Source organism: Maritimibacter alkaliphilus HTCC2654 (genome assembly GCF_000152805.1).
GTDB classification, from domain to species: Bacteria; Pseudomonadota; Alphaproteobacteria; order Rhodobacterales; family Rhodobacteraceae; genus Maritimibacter; species Maritimibacter alkaliphilus.
The window spans coordinates 261,173-276,173 of the sequence record NZ_CH902578.1; the positions used below are offsets into that span (position 1 = coordinate 261,173).

Below are 15,001 nucleotides of genomic sequence, written 5' to 3' on the forward strand. Positions count from 1 at the left end.
GGATATTTCGGACCGGAAAGAGGGGCGCGGGCCGAGGGGTTCGCGCCCTTTTCGCGTGTCAGCGGGTGCGGGCGCGGCCGCCGCGGCGCTTGGCGATCATGGGCGCGCGGTCGGGCAGCGTCTCCATGATCTCGCGCCGTTCCATGTCGGTGAGGCGCGACCATGTGGCGATCTCGTTGATCGTCCGGTAGCAGCCGATGCAGATGCGCATTTCGGGATGGATCTGGCAGACCTTGTTGCAGGGCGACAGTGGCTCGTCGCGGATCCAGACGTCGTCGGTCACAGGTGCCTCATGCGGTCGAGCGCGCCTTGCAGGATGTAGCCTGCGGCCACATGGTCGATCACGCCGGATCGTTTGGCGCGTGAGGTGTCGGCTTCGAGGAGGGCGCGTTCGGCGGCCACCGTCGAGAGGCGTTCGTCCCAGAAGGTGATCGGGCGTTCGGTCAGGCGCGACAGGTTGCGGGCGAAGGCGCGGGTTTTCTGGCAACGCGGGCCTTCGGTGCCGTCCATGTTGCGCGGCAGCCCGAGGACGAGGCCGGAGATCGCGCGTTCGTCGAGGATCGCCATGAGCGCCTCGGCGTCCTGCGTGAATTTCTTGCCGCGCCGAATGGTGTCGAGCGGCGTCGCCACCTGGCGCATCCCGTCGGATACGGCCACGCCGATGGTCTTGTCTCCGTAGTCGAGGCCGGCGAGCGCCGTCATCGCGGGCAGGGCGGCGGCGAAGGCGGCGATGTCGTCGAAGATCACTCGGCCACCCCCGCGTCACGGGCCGCCGCGCGCACGATGTCGAGTTCGCCGGGCTGACCTTCGAACCGCGCCTGCGCCTCGGCCCAGATCGCCTGCGCCTGTTCCATGTCGCCCAGCACGCCGAGCGCACGGATGAGGCGGGCCCAGTCCGAGGCGGGGCCGCCCTCGGTCGCCAGACGGTCGGACAGGCCCGCGACCATGCCCCGGATCATGTCCTGCCGCTCTCCCTCGGTCATTTCGGCGGCGTTTTCGATGTCCTGCGCCGAGGGGCCGCGGGGGGCCGCCCCGCTTTCGGGCAGGGTGTAGTTGACGCCTGCGGCTGAGGCGAGAAGTTCGATGCGCTCGCGGATCGGGCCGACCCACGGATCTTCCGGCGCCGAGCTTTCGAGCAGCGCGCGCCACATGCGGAAGGCGAGGTCGGGGCGGTCGTTCTGGGCGAACATCAGGCCCGAATAGTAGCGCGCGACCTTGTTGCCCGGTTCGATCTGGAGCGCGCGCGAGAGGGCGGTTTCCGCCTCAGGCGAGACATAGCCACCGGCGGCGAGGATCAGAAGCTCGGCGAGGTCGGAATAGTCGTTCGCCGTCGCTTCGTCCCCCTTGGCCTGAATAAGCGACCATTGCGCGTTGTGGGCGGCGCGGTAGTTGCCGAGCTGCGCCTCGTGCTGGGCCAGCAGGGCGAGGCCCTGAACATCGCCGGGGCGGCGCGCGACGGCGGTGCGCAACTGGGCGACGAGTTCGACGTAATCCTGCGGCACGTCGGCGGCGGGGCCCTCCCACGCGGGCATCTCGGCCTCGGCGGCTTTCTGGTCCGGTCGGTTTTCGCGTGCTTCGGCGGCGAGGCTCTTGCGCAGGTCCAGCGGCAGGTCCGGGTAACCCGGCGCGCCCAGATCGGAATAGAGATACCAGCCGCCGCCGACCAGCAGCACCGCGATCCCGGCGACGGCGGCGATGCTGGCGGAGCGGGGCGCGCGGCCCGCGCCGCTTTGCGCCTGCGCGGCCCTGTCGGCTTCCAGCAGACGGCGCGAGATCTCGATCTTCGTGCGCTCGGCATCCGCTTCGGACACGACACCGCGCGCCACGTCGCGGTCGAGTTCCTTGAGCTGGTCGCGGTAGACCGCCATGTCGAATTCCGCGCTGGCGCGGGCCGTCGTGCGGGCGGGCGCGAACAGCGCGTAGCCCAGAATGAGCACGATGAAGATCGCGGCGAGCGCCGCCAGCATCCAGAACCCCATGGTCCCTCCCGAAAAGTTCCCCCTCATCTACCCATTTGCCGTGTCCTGCAAAACCCCCTGCGACATCGCGTGTCGGAAACCGACGACAAGTTGATGTCGCATTTGGTGCAGGTGGTGCCGTTCGCCGCATTGGCGCGGATCGTCGGGTTGATATGAACGGGGCGAACCACGACGTCGGGGATTCGCATGAAACGATATTCGGCCTTTGCCATCGCGCGTGAGGCGCTGCGCTACCACACCGGGTGGGAGCGCGCCTGGGGCAATCCCGAACCCAAGAAACGCTACGATGTCGTCATCGTGGGGGCCGGGGGCCACGGGCTCGCCACCGCGTTCTATCTGGGCAAGAACTTCGGCATCACCAATGTGGCGGTGATCGAAAAGGGCTGGCTCGGCGGCGGGAACACGGGCCGCAACACGACGATCATCCGGTCGAACTATCTGCAAGACCCCTCGGCGGCGATCTATGAAAAGTCGCGCTCGCTTTACGAGACGATGAGCCAGGACGTGAACATGAACGTCATGTTCTCGCCGCGCGGCGTCATCATGCTGGCCCAGACCCATCACGAAGTGCGCGGGTACGAGCGCACGGCTCATGCAAACGCGCTTCAGGGGGTCGATACGACGTTCATCGGGCCGGAGAAGGTCAAGGAACTGGTGCCGATCATCAACATCGACGGCCCGCGCTATCCGGTGCTGGGTGGGCTGTGGCAGCCGCGCGGCGGCACCGCGCGTCACGATGCGGTGGCCTGGGGCTATGCGCGGGCCTGCGCGGGCATGGGGATGGACATCATCCAGAACTGCGCCGTTCAGGGGGTCGAGACCGAGGGCGGTCAGGTCAAGGCGGTGAACACCACCAAGGGCCGGATCGAATGCGGCAAGCTGGCGCTGGTCGTCGCGGGGCACTCCTCGGATCTGGCCGAAATGGCCGGGTTCCGCCTGCCGATTGAGTCGGTCGCGCTTCAGGCGCTGGTGTCGGAGCCGATCAAGCCCTGCATGGACGTGGTCGTGATGGCCAACACCGTTCATGGCTACATGAGCCAGTCCGACAAGGGCGAGATGGTGATCGGCGGCGGCACTGACGGGTTCAACAACTACACCCAGCGCGGCAGCTTCCACCACATCGAAGAGACCGTGCGCGCGCTGGTCGAGACCTTCCCAATGATCTCGCGGCTCAAGATGCTGCGCCAGTGGGGCGGGATCGTGGACATGACCGGGGACCGCTCGCCGATCATCTCGAAAACTCCGGTGGGCAACATCTTCGTCAACTGCGGCTGGGGCACCGGCGGGTTCAAGGCGATCCCCGGCTCCGGCTGGGCGATGGCCGAGCTTGTGGCCAAGGGCGAGCCGGGGCCGCTCGCGGCCGAGTTCGGCGTGGATCGCTTCCGCGAGGGGCGCTTCATCGACGAGTCCGTCGCCGCCGGGGTTGCGCACTGATGCGGACGGTTGGAAACATACATCCGAAAGCCAAAAAAACCGTGCCGGTTGCGCGCGTTGCGCGAGTGATGCCTCACTTGGCTGGGGCTTGGAACCTCGCTGCCGGACAGCGCGTTGGCTGTGCAACTGAGAATTGCACAGGAGATCGAAAATGGCAGATCGGAGCGACACGCCCCCTGACCACACCGTCGTGCAATCCGGCGGTGGTAATACCGGACTGGCCTTCGTCGTCGGCATCCTTGTCGTCGTCGTCGCCGTCATCGCATGGTTCGTCTTCGCGGGCGATCCGTCCGGTGCGGGCGATCAGGTCAACGTCACCATCGAAGGCGCAGGGGACAACGGCGCAATCGAAGGTGCGGAAAACCGGATCGGCAGTGCCACCAGCGACTTTGGTGAAAGCGCCGAACCCGCAGCCGAATAATACGACCATCACAACCAGACTGACCGGCCTGCCGCCTTTTGGCGTGCGGGCCGGTCGCATGCGTGGCGCCTCTGCCACCCTGACCGGAGGTGCGACATGCTGATCCTCACCTGTCCTTATTGCGGCGTGGAGGCCGACGAAACCGAACTGGCACCGGGGGGCGAAGCGCATCTGAAGCGTGCCACCGTGGGCGACAGCGACGAGGCGTTCGAGGCCTACCTGTTCGACCGGGCGAACCCCAAGGGCGTGCATTTCGAGCGGTGGCGTCATGCCTATGGCTGCGGGAAATGGTTCCTCGCGGCCCGCCACACCGTGACGCTGGAGGTCTACGGGACTTACAAGGCCCAGACGCCGGAACCGACGAAAGAGATCGTCGCCGCCATCAAGAAACGCCTGCCGGAGTGGGAGGGTCGGGGATGAGCCATCGTCTCGACGGAAAGGGGCGGCTGATCGACCGTTCCAAAAAGCTGCGCTTCACCTTCAACGGCAAGGCGATGACGGGCTATGCGGGCGACACGCTCGCCTCGGCGCTGCTCGGATCGGGCCAGTCCGTGATGGGCCGAAGCTTCAAATATCACCGTCCGCGCGGCGTGGTCGCTTCGGGCGTGGAAGAGCCGAATGCGCTCATGAACCTCGGCGAAGGCGGGCGGTTCGAGCCGAACCAGCGCGCCACCACGACGCCGCTTTTCGACGGTCTGACCGCGACCAGCCAGAACCACTGGCCGTCGCTGGAGTTCGACATCGGCGCGGTGAACGATCTGGCCGCGCGGTTCCTGCCGGCGGGGTTCTACTACAAGACCTTCATGTTCCCGCGTTTCGCGTGGAAGCACCTGTTCGAGCCGTTCATCCGCCAGTCCGCGGGGCTGGGTCAGGTCCCGAAGGAACCCGATGCGGACCGTTATGAGCATGTCTATCACCACACCGACGTGCTGGTGATCGGCGGCGGTGTGGCGGGTCTCGCGGCCGCGCGGGCCGCTGCGGCGGGCGGCGCCAAGGTCATGGTGCTGGAACAGACCGCCCATTGGGGCGGGCGTGCCCCGGTCGATGGCGGGCAGATCGACGGTCTCGACCCGGAAACGTGGGTGAACAACGCGGTCCAAGAGCTTGAGACTGCTGAAAATGTGACGCTGCGCCTCGGCACGATGGGCGCGGGCGTCTACGACCACGGCTACGTGCTGGGGTATGAGCGTGTGGCTGACGCGACTCCGGGCGACGACCGCCCGCGTCACCGCCTGTGGCGCATCCGCGCCAAGCAGATCGTGACCGCGACCGGCGCGATCGAACGCCCGCTGTCTTTCCCCGGCAACGACGTGCCGGGCGTGATGCTGGCCTCTGCCGTGCGCGACTACGTGGTGAACTGGGGCGTCGCGCCGGGCCGGCGCACGGTGATCGTGACGAACAACGACGATGCCTACCTGACCGCGCTCGCGTTGAAAGAGGCGAAGCTGGAGGTGCCCGCGATCATCGACGTGCGCGCGACCCTCGTGGGGCCGCTCGCGGACCGGGCGCGCAAGGCCGGGATCAAGCTGATGCATGGCAAGGCCGTGGTCGGGGTGAAGGGCAAGAAACAGGTCACGGGCGTCATGGTCGCCGACCTCGACGGCAAGTCGACGCCGGACGCCATCGAATGCGATGCGGTCGCCATGTCGGGCGGCTGGTCTCCTGTGGTGCACCTGTGGTCGCACTGCGGTGGCAAACTGAACTGGGACGATGCCGAGGCGATGTTCAAACCCGATCCGGCTCGTCCGCCACTGGGCGCCGACGGGCAGGGGTTCGTCCTGACTGCCGGGAACGCCTCGGGCGCCATGGGTCTGGCCGAGGCGCTGGCCGACGGGCATGAGGCCGGGCGGCAGGCGGCCAAAGCCGCAGGCGGCACGCTGACGCGCAAAGCCGCACCCAAAGCGCCCGAGACCGAGCGTCAGCCGCTCAAACAGGTCTGGATCATGCCGACGTCGGCAGGCCCGGACAAGCGGATGAAGATGTGGCTCGACTACCAGAACGATGTGAAAGTGTCGGACGTGCAGCTTGCCGCGCGCGAAGGCTATGCGAGCGTCGAGCACACAAAACGCTACACCACGCTCGGCATGGCGACGGATCAGGGGAAACTGAGCAACATCAACGGTTTGGCGGTGTTGTCCGATGCTCTGGGTCAGGCGATCCCGCAGACCGGGACGACCACGTTCCGTCCGCCCTATACACCGATCAGCATGGGGGCCATCGCGGGCGAGGCGCGCGGCGAACTCTTTCAGCCGATCCGCCGCACGCCGATGCATTCGGCCCATGACGCCGCCGGCGCGGTGTGGGAGCCTGTGGGGCATTGGCGCCGCCCCTTCTGTTTCGCGCGCACGGGCGAGACCGACATGGAGGCGGTGAACCGTGAGATCGTGAACACCCGCGACAACGTCGGGATGCTCGACGCCTCGACGCTGGGCAAGATCCTCGTGACCGGACCCGATGCGGGCAAGTTCCTCGACATGCTCTACACGAACGTGATGTCGAGCCTGCCGGTGGGCAAATGTCGCTACGGCCTGATGTGCACCGAAAACGGCTTCGTCACCGACGACGGCGTGGTCGCGCGTATCGGCGAGCAGACGTGGCTCTGCCACACAACTACGGGCGGCGCGGATCGGATCCACGGCCACATGGAAGACTGGCTCCAGTGCGAATGGTGGGATTGGAAAGTCTATACCGCCAACCTGACCGAGCAATACGCGCAGGTCGCCGTCGCGGGCCCCAAGGCGCGCAAGGTGCTTGAGGCTCTGGGCGGCATGGACGTCTCGAAAGAGGCGATGCCGTTCATGACATGGGCCGACGGAACGCTCGCGGGCATCCCGGCGCGCGTCTACCGGATCAGCTTCACCGGCGAACTCAGCTATGAAATCGCGGTCCCAGCGAACCGGGGGGCCGAGCTTTGGGCGAAGGTGGCCGAGGCGGGGGCCGCGCATGGCATCCAGCCCTACGGCACGGAAGCCATGCACATCATGCGGGCCGAAAAGGGGTTCGTAATGATCGGGGACGAAACCGACGGCACCGTGATTCCGCAGGACCTGAACATGGGCTGGATCATCTCGAAGAAGAAAACCGACTACCTCGGCAAGCGCGCGCAGGAGCGGTCGCACATGGCAAGCCCGGATCGCTGGCGGCTCGTGGGGCTCGAAACGCTCGACGGGTCCGTGATCCCCGATGGGGCCTATGCGGTGGGCGAGGGCTTTAACGCCAACGGTCAGCGCAACATGATCGGGCGTGTCACCTCGACCTACTACTCCCCCACGATCCGCAAGGGGATCGCGATGGGTCTGATCCAGCACGGGCCGGACCGGATGGGCGAGGTCGTGGATTTCGCCACGCTGGACGGCACCGGCACGGTCATCAAGGCGAAGATCGTCGAGACCTGTTTTTACGACAAGGAAGGAGCCAAGGCCGATGTCTGATGCGGTTTCCGTTCTGAATGGCGCGGCCTTCGACGGCTTCGCGCAGGTCTCCGACACCGGCCCGCGCGGAATGATTACCCTGCGTGGCGCGCCGGAGGTGCTGGCGAAAATGGCAAAGGCGCTTGGGCTTGCGGTGCCGGAGACGCTGGGTCTGACGAGCAAGGGCGACCTGTCGCTCGCGTGGATGTCGCCGGACGAGGCGATGGTGCTGTGCGACTATGCCGACGCGCCGGGGCTGGCGGAGAAGGTGCAGGGGGCCGTCAAAGGCGATCACGCGCTGGTCGCCGTGGTCTCCGACGCCCGCGCGGTGTTCCGGGTGAAGGGGGACAAGGCCGATCAGGTGCTGCGCAAGCTCACCCCCGCGCCGCTCGACGGCTTCGCGCCCGGACAGGTCCGGCGCACGCGGCTCGCCCAAGTCGCCGGCGCGTTCTGGATGACGGATGCACAGACATTCGAAATCATGTGCTTCCGCAGTCAGGCGCAATACGTGTTCGACCTTTTGTCGAATGCGGCGCGGCCCGGCTCGGAACTCGACCTGTAAACCCATAGGCGGCCAGTACGTTGCGACCGAAAGCGGGGCCGGAATGCCCCGCTTTTTGTTTTCCACGTCGCGGCCCGATAGCCGTGACGCCAGCCCAAAAGCGACAACGCGCCCGCGCGCAGACGGGTTCCGTGCACATCCCGTGTGCCGCTCATTATTCGCCGCAAACCCGGAAACCCGGCCTGCGCCCCTTGACCTCGGGCGCGACCAAGGCCCATCTAAGCGGCAACTGACACCAGAAGAACAGGGGGATATCCCAATGGCTTTCGAACTTCCCGACCTTCCCTACGCCCACGACGCGCTCGCCGATCTCGGCATGTCGAAGGAGACGATGGAGTATCACCACGACATCCACCACAAGGCCTATGTTGACAACGGCAACAAGGCGATTGCCGGCACCGAGTGGGAAGGCAAGTCGGTCGAAGAGATCATCAAGGGCACCTATGACCCGAAAGCGGTCGCCCAATCCGGTATCTTCAACAACGCCTCGCAGTATTGGAACCACAACCAGTTCTGGGAAATGATGGGTCCGGGCGAAAAGAAGATGCCGGGCGAGCTGGAAAAGGCGCTCACGGAAGCTTTCGGCTCGGTCGACAAGTTCAAGGAAGACTTCTCGGCCGCGGGCGCCGGCCAGTTCGGCTCCGGCTGGGCCTGGCTCGTGAAGGACACCGACGGATCGCTCAAGGTGACCAAGACCGAGAACGGTGTGAACCCGCTGTGCTTCGGTCAGACCGCGCTTCTGGGCTGCGACGTGTGGGAGCATTCCTACTACATCGACTTCCGCAACAAGCGCCCGGCGTATCTGACGAACTTCCTCGACAACCTCGTGAACTGGGAAAACGTCGCCTCGCGCATGTGATCCGACGCCCGAATGATGTGAAATGGTGGCCGCCCCAAGGGGCGGCCGCTTTGTTTTCATCGCCACATCTGCGGGGCAGATGAAGCGATGCGGTGGGGGCTCGGGCTCACCAAAGCAAGCCCCGGAGCCGCCATCCCCCGATCCCGCGCCTGACAGCCGCCGGACCGCCCACCAAGTACAATCGCCGTATCCCCACCTGCGGCGGGGCCCCTCGGCGATTCTCCTTGGCGTTCGGACCGCCGCCCGTCCTGCGGGTCTCAGGCGACGGCGGCTCCGAAGCAAGCTTCGGTCGGAGGGGGTGTTCCGGTGAGGTGGTCCTTGGGCGCACAGGGGGCAGGGCACTGCGCCGGCGGTTTCGAGTGTCGCGGTCTTTTGGTTTGGGATGTCCTTTTTCGGCGTGTCCGCCGCCGCAAAGGAACAGCGGGCGGCGTGCGGGCGTTTTTTAGGGAAACGGCAAACAGGAGGACGATATGGCCGAGCGCAAACGCTCCAAAGACGGGCACAGCGAAACCGAAGCGATCCTTGGCGGAAAGCCCGAGAAGCTGGATGAGACGGCGCAGGAAGGCGCGTCGGGCGGAAACCTTCAGCGCAAGGTCGGCACCCGTGACGAAGAAAAGCGGGTCGACGAGACTTCGGCGGGCAACACCCGGCCGCTTGCGCAGGATCAGAACGGGTCGGGCGACAAGGAAAAGGTCTGACCTGCGTGCGGAGGGCCCTGCGAACGCGGGGCCTTTCGTCAGTCCGGGTGGATGTCACGCGGCGTGCACCCGGCATCGAGGATCACGGCGATCCAGTTCACATCGGCTTTCAGACCGAGTTCGGCCAGCCACGCCGACTGCGCCCGATAGGCGCCCTCTTCCTGCGCGGCTGGGCAGTAGAAATGGCGCGGGGCCTGACGGTGGTGGACGAGTTCGTGCAGCAGCACGGACAGGTCTTCGGGGTCGTCGGCGGCCCAGGGGTGGACGAGATAGATCGTTTCGGACTGGGCATCGTAAAGCCCGCGCGTGGCGCCGTGGCCGCGACCGGGAAGACCCGCGATCAGGGCGGCGTGTTGCGCGGACACGACCTTGATTTCGGGCAAATCGGAGCGGGCGGGCAGGTCGGTGTTCGCATCCAGCCAGTGCTCCAACATCCCCAGAATATCGCTGCCGACAACGGGCGGCTCGGCGGCGGACACGGGCGCCGTGCTCAGGGACAGGCAAAGCGGGATTGTTGCCAGCCAGCGGCCGGCTTGGGACGGGAGGTTCATCAGATCACTCCGGATAGCGTGGATTTGGTTGTGAGCCTGAAATCATGCTAGGATCTGAGGGCACCGGTCGCAAAAGACGGTTCTTCAACTGCCGATGAACGGGATTCATGCGCGATGAGCCGCAAGTTGCCCCCTTTCGCCGCCGTGCGCGCCTTCGAGGCCGCCGCGCGGCTTTTGAGCTTCAAGGACGCAGCGGACGAGCTGTGCCTGTCGCCGTCCGCGGTCAGCCATCAGGTGCGCGCGCTGGAGGAGTTCCTCGATACCAAGCTGTTCGAGCGGCGCGGGAACGCGATGCACCTGACCCTGACGGGGGAGTCCTATGCGGGGCGGCTCGAAACCCTGCTCGACGGGATCGACGGAGCCACGCGGGCGGCGCGGGCCGGGGCCGATCCCGAGGTGCTGCGGGTGCTTTGCACGCCGGGCTTTGCCGCGCGCTGGATGGTGCCGCGCATGGGGCGGTTCGCCCATGCCGACCGGCTGCGCCTGCGGGTGTCGGTAGGTGCGCCCTCGACGGACTTCACCACGAACGATGCGGATATCGTGATCCATTGGGCCGATGCCCCGGTCGCGGGTGTGCTGGTGGAACCGCTCATGGCCTCGGCCCGCTATCCCGTGATCCGGCCCGATCTGAAGGCGCGGCTGGGGATCGAGACCCCCGCCGATCTGGCGCGCGCCACGCTCATGCATGACGAGACGATGGATATGTGGGCGGAATGGTTCGAACTGGCCGGATGCCCGCCGCCGCAGATGCCCGCAGGCCCGGAATTTCCCAATTGCGAACTCGCCACCACGGCGGCGGAGCAGGGGGGCGGTGTGGCGCTGGCCTATGACATGATGGTGCGCGACACGGTGGCCTCGGGCCGGCTCATGCGACTATTCGACACCGTGACAATGCCGTTCGTGATCTATTCAGTCGCCTGCGATGAAGCCCGCATGGACGAGCCGATGATCGCCGCGTTTCGGACGTGGGTGCAGGCCGAGGTGGCCGAGGATGGGCGGCCCGCCACCGCGATCCGGGTCGCCGAGTAGGCGGGAACCCCCGCCAAGTTCCGGGCGTTTCTTCCTAAATCACTGACACTTAAGGAGGATATGCAATGGCACAGATCGATACCGGGACCTGGGTTTTGGTCGCCGACAGCGAAAAGGCCCTGTTTCTCGAGAATGTCGCGGATGCCGAAAACCCGCATTTGGTGGTGACCCGTGAAGAGCATCAGGACAACCCGTCCGACCGCGAACAATCGGCCAACCGTCCGGGCCGGATGCAGGACACCGGGGTGGGCCAACGCTCGGCGCTGGACGACACCGACTGGCACGAACTCGCCAAGGAACGCTTTGCCTCGCAACTGGCGGACATCCTTTACAAGAAGGCGCATCGCGGCGAGTTCGAGAAAATCGTCATCGCCGCCTCGCCGCAGGTGCTGGGCGCCCTGCGCGACGAATTGCATCAGGAGGTCACAAAGCGGATCGTGGGGGAGGTCGACAAGACCCTGACCAACCATCCGCTCGACAAGATTGAGAAGATCGTCAAGGAAGACCTCGAAGCGGCCTGACCGATCGGGCGAGGCGCGCGGCCTTGACCCCGCCGCGCGCCTCTGCCACCCCCGGTTCGAAACGGCAGGAGCGGACAGGGATGAGCGAGACGGGCAAAGGCATCGCGGCCATCGCGGGTGCCTGCGTGATCTGGGGTCTGTCCTCGATCTATTACAAGGCTTTGGCGCATGTGCCGCCGGAAGAGGTGCTGGCGCATCGCACCCTGTGGTCCTTCGTGTTCTTCGCGGGCGTTCTGGCGGTGCAGGGGCGGCTTGGGGCCCTGCGCGGACTTATCGGGTCGCGGCGTGTTTGGCAGGTGCTGCTGGCCGCCGTCATGATCTCGACCAACTGGTTCTTCTTCATTTATTCGGTTCAGACCGGCCGGGCCTTGGGGGCATCGCTGGGCTATTACATCTTTCCGCTCGTCGCCGTGCTTCTGGGCGTGGTCATCTTCCGCGAACGCTTGCGGTTCGGGCATGGGATCGCTGTGGTCATGGCCGCGCTCGCCGTCGCGATCCTCACCTGGGGGCTGGGGCAGGCGCCTTGGATCTCCCTCCTCTTGGCGACCACATTCGGGTTCTATGGTGTCGTGAAAAAGGGGCTGGATGCCGGGCCGGTGGCCAGTGTGACGGCCGAGGTCACGCTTCTCCTGCCGCTGGCGGTCCTGTGGCTCGTCGGGGTCCACGCGTTCGGCTGGACCGGGATCACGGGCCGCAACCTCGCCGTGTTCGGTGACGACCTGCGCGACAGCCTGTTGCTGGCTTTTTCGGGCGTGCTGACGGCCACGCCGCTGATCTTGTTCTCCTACGCCGCGCGACGGTTGGGATACGGGTTGCTCGGCTTGATGGAATACATCAACCCCACGCTGCAATTCCTTGTCGCATCGATGATTTTCGGCGAACTCGTCACCCGTTGGCATATGATCGCGCTGCCGATCATCTGGGTCGCGCTTGCCCTTTATTCATGGGTCAGCCTACGTCAGGACAGGGCGGAGTCCAGCCTCGCGGCGAGGGTTTCGACGTCGGGCACGACCTGAACGAAATCCAAGAGCGACCGATCCGCGAACCCCTGATCGATGGTATGCTCGATCAGCGCGATAAGCGGGTCCCAATACCCTTGCGTGTTCAGCACGATCAGCGGTTTGTCGTGGAGGCCCAATTGGCGCCACGTCAGCACCTCGAAGAACTCGTCCAGCGATCCCGCCCCGCCGGGGAGGACCACGACGGCGTTCGAATTCATGAACATGACCTTCTTGCGTTCGTGCATGTTCTCGGTGACGACGAAACTGGTCAGGTCGCGCTTGCCCACTTCCATCGACAGTAGGTGCGTGGGGATCACGCCGAAGGTCGCGCCGCCTGCCTCCTGCGCCGCCCGCGCGACGGTGCCCATGAGGCCCACGTCCCCGGCGCCGTAGACCAATTGCCAGTTGCGCGAGGCCAGAAGGGCGCCGACGGCGCGCGCCTCGGCCACGTACTCCGGCCTGGCCCCGAAGCGTGAGCCGCAAAAGACACAGACAGAAGCTTGTGGCGCGGGCATGGGTTAGCCTTTCGGGAAAGTGTTTTGACCCGTGATAACCGCGTTGTTAATGTCCCTCAAGCCTTGGGGATACGGGGCGTTTGGGGGACGGCGAAAGGGTAAGAATGATCGGCTTGCTGAGAGGTTGGCTGGGCTGGGCGCTTGGTGCGGTTGCAGCAGGTGTCGCAGTCGTGGCTGCCGTCGTGACGACCGGGGATTTCCCACGGTCCGATCCCGATGTGCCCGAGGCACCCGCCGAGGTCGCGGCTTTGCCCGAAGCGGCAGAGGAGACGCCAACCGGCGAGACGGACGAGACCGCGGAAACCGCGCCCGAAGCGGGTGCCGAAGAGGCGACCGATACCGACACGCCCGCGATGGCCCCGCCTGAATTCGACGTGGTGCGGGTCGATCCGAACGGATCGGCCCTGATCGCGGGTCATGCCGCGCCCGGATCGGACGTGACCGTCATGGTCGAAGGCGAGAAGATGATGACCGTCACCGCCGATGCGGGCGGCAATTTCGTCGCCATGTTCGACCTCCCGCTCTCGGATACGCCGCGCATCATGCAACTGATGGCCGCCTTGGGTGGCGAGGACATGATGTCGGACAAATCCGTGATCGTCGAGCCGCGCGACCTGCCGGTTCAGGTCGCAGAGGCGGACACCGGGACTCCGACGAGCGAAGCGCCGTCTGAGACGACGGAAGTCGCGCGGGACGAGGCCACGACGACCCCGGACGCGCCAACCGAGACCGCCGAGGCGGACGCGGAAGTGGCGCAAGCGGCTGAGGATACGGCCCCGGTGGAGATGGCCGATGCGGCGCAGGCTATGGACGAGGCGCCGGAAACCGCGCCCGAACCCGTCGAAACGCCGACCGAGGTCGCGCAAGCGCCGGAGGTTTCCGCGCCGGACGCGCCCGAAGCGGGCGAAAACGCGGACATGGCCGAGGCCGACGCGGCGCCGGAAACGCCCGAGGTCACCGCCGAGGCCGAGGCGCCACGGGTTCTGCTTGCCGACCGTGACGGGATCACCGTCTTGCAGGACGGCGCGGCGCCCGATCTGTCGCTCGACGCGATTGCCTATGACGACGCGGGCGAGGTCACGATTTCGGGTCGCGGTCAGCCGGGCGGCACCGTCCGGCTCTATCTCGACAACGGGCTGGTGGGCGACGTGCCGGTCGCTCCGGCTGGCCAGTGGCGCATGACCCTGCCCGAAAGCGTCGAGGCGGGGATCTACACCCTGCGGGTCGACGAGGTGGCCGAGGACGGCACCGTCATGGCGCGCGTCGAATCTCCCTTCAAACGTGAGGACCGCGAGATGCTGGCCGCCGCTTTGGGCCGGGCGAGCGAGGCGCGGGAAGGCGAGGCGGCGGCGCAGGATGAGGTCGAGATGGCCGAGGCGGACATGGCGGACCCTGCGCCGACCGCGACGACCGAGGATGTGGCGGGAGCGGACGGGATCGGGGCCGACCCGGAACCGACGCCTGTGCCTGCGGAAACCGCTGAGGCGGTCACCGAGACCGCCGTCGAAGACGAGGCGCCCGAATTGCCCGCCGAGACCGCAGACGCGGCGCAGGCGGGCGAGGCTCCGACCGCGCCGGATACGCCCGCAGCGGAGGTCGGCGTTGAAAGCGAGGCCGCGACGCCCGCGAATGCAGGAGACGCCCCGGAGGCCGCCGAGGCACCGATGGAGGCCGCGCCGGACGCCCCAGAGGCGGGCGATACCGTCACGGCGGCCATGGACAGCGACGCGCCCGACACGGCCTCAGCGCCGGACATGCCCCCGGCGGACAGCGACCCCAAGGCTCCGGCAGCCGAGCCGATGATTTCGGCCATCACCGTGCAGCCGGGATCGACCCTCTGGGCGATCTCGCGCGAACGCTACGGCGACGGGCTCCTTTACGTGCAGGTGTTCGAGGCGAACCGCGACAAGATCCGTGACCCCGACCTGATCTATCCGGGTCAGGTGTTCGAGCTTCCGGCCGATGTGAGCGGCAACTAGGCCACTGGCCTTTTCCGGTCCGAGACCCTAGGTGATAGGACC

The 15,001-nt window shown here is 66.5% G+C and carries 16 protein-coding genes; 11 read left to right on the forward strand and 5 right to left on the reverse strand.

Annotation, left to right across the window (positions count from 1 at the left end; genetic code table 11):
- Window positions 1-58: 58 nt before the first annotated feature.
- Genes RB2654_RS02405 through ccmI form a run of 3 tightly spaced genes read right to left on the reverse strand, consistent with a single transcriptional unit; the run spans window position 59 to window position 1,979 of the window.
- Complete coding sequence (locus tag RB2654_RS02405) at window positions 59-283, reverse strand: DUF1289 domain-containing protein (RefSeq protein WP_008328276.1); 225 nt, start codon at window positions 281-283, stop codon at window positions 59-61.
- Window positions 280-747, reverse strand: a complete 468-nt coding sequence (gene ruvX / locus RB2654_RS02410) for a Holliday junction resolvase RuvX (protein ID WP_008328278.1) — start codon at window positions 745-747, stop codon at window positions 280-282. The genes RB2654_RS02405 and ruvX overlap by 4 nt, the downstream gene beginning before the upstream one ends.
- Window positions 744-1,979 (reverse strand): c-type cytochrome biogenesis protein CcmI, encoded by a 1,236-nt coding sequence (gene ccmI / locus RB2654_RS02415; protein WP_008328279.1) that lies wholly within the window; start codon window positions 1,977-1,979, stop codon window positions 744-746. Before ccmI ends, ruvX begins: the two co-directional genes overlap by 4 nt.
- A gap of 186 nt (window positions 1,980-2,165) precedes the next feature.
- Here ccmI and RB2654_RS02420 point away from each other — a divergent pair, with 186 nt between their 5' ends.
- From RB2654_RS02420 to RB2654_RS02450, 7 genes are all read left to right on the forward strand, one after another.
- Window positions 2,166-3,413 (forward strand): sarcosine oxidase subunit beta family protein, encoded by a 1,248-nt coding sequence (locus RB2654_RS02420; protein ID WP_008328282.1) that lies wholly within the window; start codon window positions 2,166-2,168, stop codon window positions 3,411-3,413.
- 151 nt (window positions 3,414-3,564) lie between these two features.
- A complete protein-coding gene (locus tag RB2654_RS23655) occupies window positions 3,565-3,834 on the forward strand; it encodes a hypothetical protein (RefSeq protein WP_008328285.1) in 270 nt (89 codons plus the stop codon).
- A gap of 96 nt (window positions 3,835-3,930) precedes the next feature.
- Window positions 3,931-4,254 carry a sarcosine oxidase subunit delta gene (locus RB2654_RS02430; protein ID WP_008328287.1) on the forward strand — a complete coding sequence of 108 codons (324 nt, stop codon included), beginning with the start codon at window positions 3,931-3,933 and terminating at the stop codon, window positions 4,252-4,254.
- A complete protein-coding gene (locus RB2654_RS02435; protein WP_008328289.1) occupies window positions 4,251-7,265 on the forward strand; it encodes a sarcosine oxidase subunit alpha family protein in 3,015 nt (1,004 codons plus the stop codon). The genes RB2654_RS02430 and RB2654_RS02435 overlap by 4 nt, the downstream gene beginning before the upstream one ends.
- Window positions 7,258-7,806: a sarcosine oxidase subunit gamma gene (locus tag RB2654_RS02440; RefSeq protein ID WP_008328291.1), complete on the forward strand. Its 549-nt coding sequence runs from the start codon at window positions 7,258-7,260 to the stop codon at window positions 7,804-7,806. The genes RB2654_RS02435 and RB2654_RS02440 overlap by 8 nt, the downstream gene beginning before the upstream one ends.
- A gap of 259 nt (window positions 7,807-8,065) precedes the next feature.
- Window positions 8,066-8,665 carry a superoxide dismutase gene (locus tag RB2654_RS02445; RefSeq protein WP_008328293.1) on the forward strand — a complete coding sequence of 200 codons (600 nt, stop codon included), beginning with the start codon at window positions 8,066-8,068 and terminating at the stop codon, window positions 8,663-8,665.
- Between the two features lie 470 nt (window positions 8,666-9,135).
- Window positions 9,136-9,363 (forward strand): hypothetical protein, encoded by a 228-nt coding sequence (locus tag RB2654_RS02450; protein ID WP_008328296.1) that lies wholly within the window; start codon window positions 9,136-9,138, stop codon window positions 9,361-9,363.
- 38 nt (window positions 9,364-9,401) lie between these two features.
- On the opposite strand, the gene RB2654_RS02455 is transcribed toward RB2654_RS02450, so the two are convergent.
- On the reverse strand, window positions 9,402-9,914 hold the full coding sequence (locus RB2654_RS02455) for a DUF6647 family protein (RefSeq protein ID WP_008328298.1): 513 nt from the start codon (window positions 9,912-9,914) through the stop codon (window positions 9,402-9,404).
- Between the two features lie 114 nt (window positions 9,915-10,028).
- Between RB2654_RS02455 and RB2654_RS02460 the strand changes: the two genes are divergently transcribed.
- The 3 genes from RB2654_RS02460 (at window position 10,029) to rarD (ending at window position 12,480) form a co-directional block, all read left to right on the forward strand.
- Entirely contained in the window at window positions 10,029-10,943 is a 915-nt protein-coding gene (locus RB2654_RS02460; RefSeq protein WP_008328300.1) for a LysR substrate-binding domain-containing protein, read from the forward strand.
- A 65-nt stretch (window positions 10,944-11,008) separates the two neighbouring features.
- Window positions 11,009-11,464 (forward strand): host attachment family protein, encoded by a 456-nt coding sequence (locus RB2654_RS02465; protein WP_008328302.1) that lies wholly within the window; start codon window positions 11,009-11,011, stop codon window positions 11,462-11,464.
- An 80-nt stretch (window positions 11,465-11,544) separates the two neighbouring features.
- Entirely contained in the window at window positions 11,545-12,480 is a 936-nt protein-coding gene (rarD, locus tag RB2654_RS02470; protein ID WP_008328304.1) for an EamA family transporter RarD, read from the forward strand.
- Here rarD and RB2654_RS02475 read toward each other — a convergent pair.
- Window positions 12,423-12,980 (reverse strand): LOG family protein, encoded by a 558-nt coding sequence (locus RB2654_RS02475; RefSeq protein WP_083783326.1) that lies wholly within the window; start codon window positions 12,978-12,980, stop codon window positions 12,423-12,425. The two genes, rarD and RB2654_RS02475, sit on opposite strands and share 58 nt — an antisense overlap.
- Before the next feature lie 104 nt (window positions 12,981-13,084).
- On the opposite strand from RB2654_RS02475, the gene RB2654_RS02480 reads away from it, so the two are divergent.
- A complete protein-coding gene (locus RB2654_RS02480) occupies window positions 13,085-14,959 on the forward strand; it encodes a LysM peptidoglycan-binding domain-containing protein (RefSeq protein WP_008328310.1) in 1,875 nt (624 codons plus the stop codon).
- Window positions 14,960-15,001: the final 42 nt, after the last annotated feature.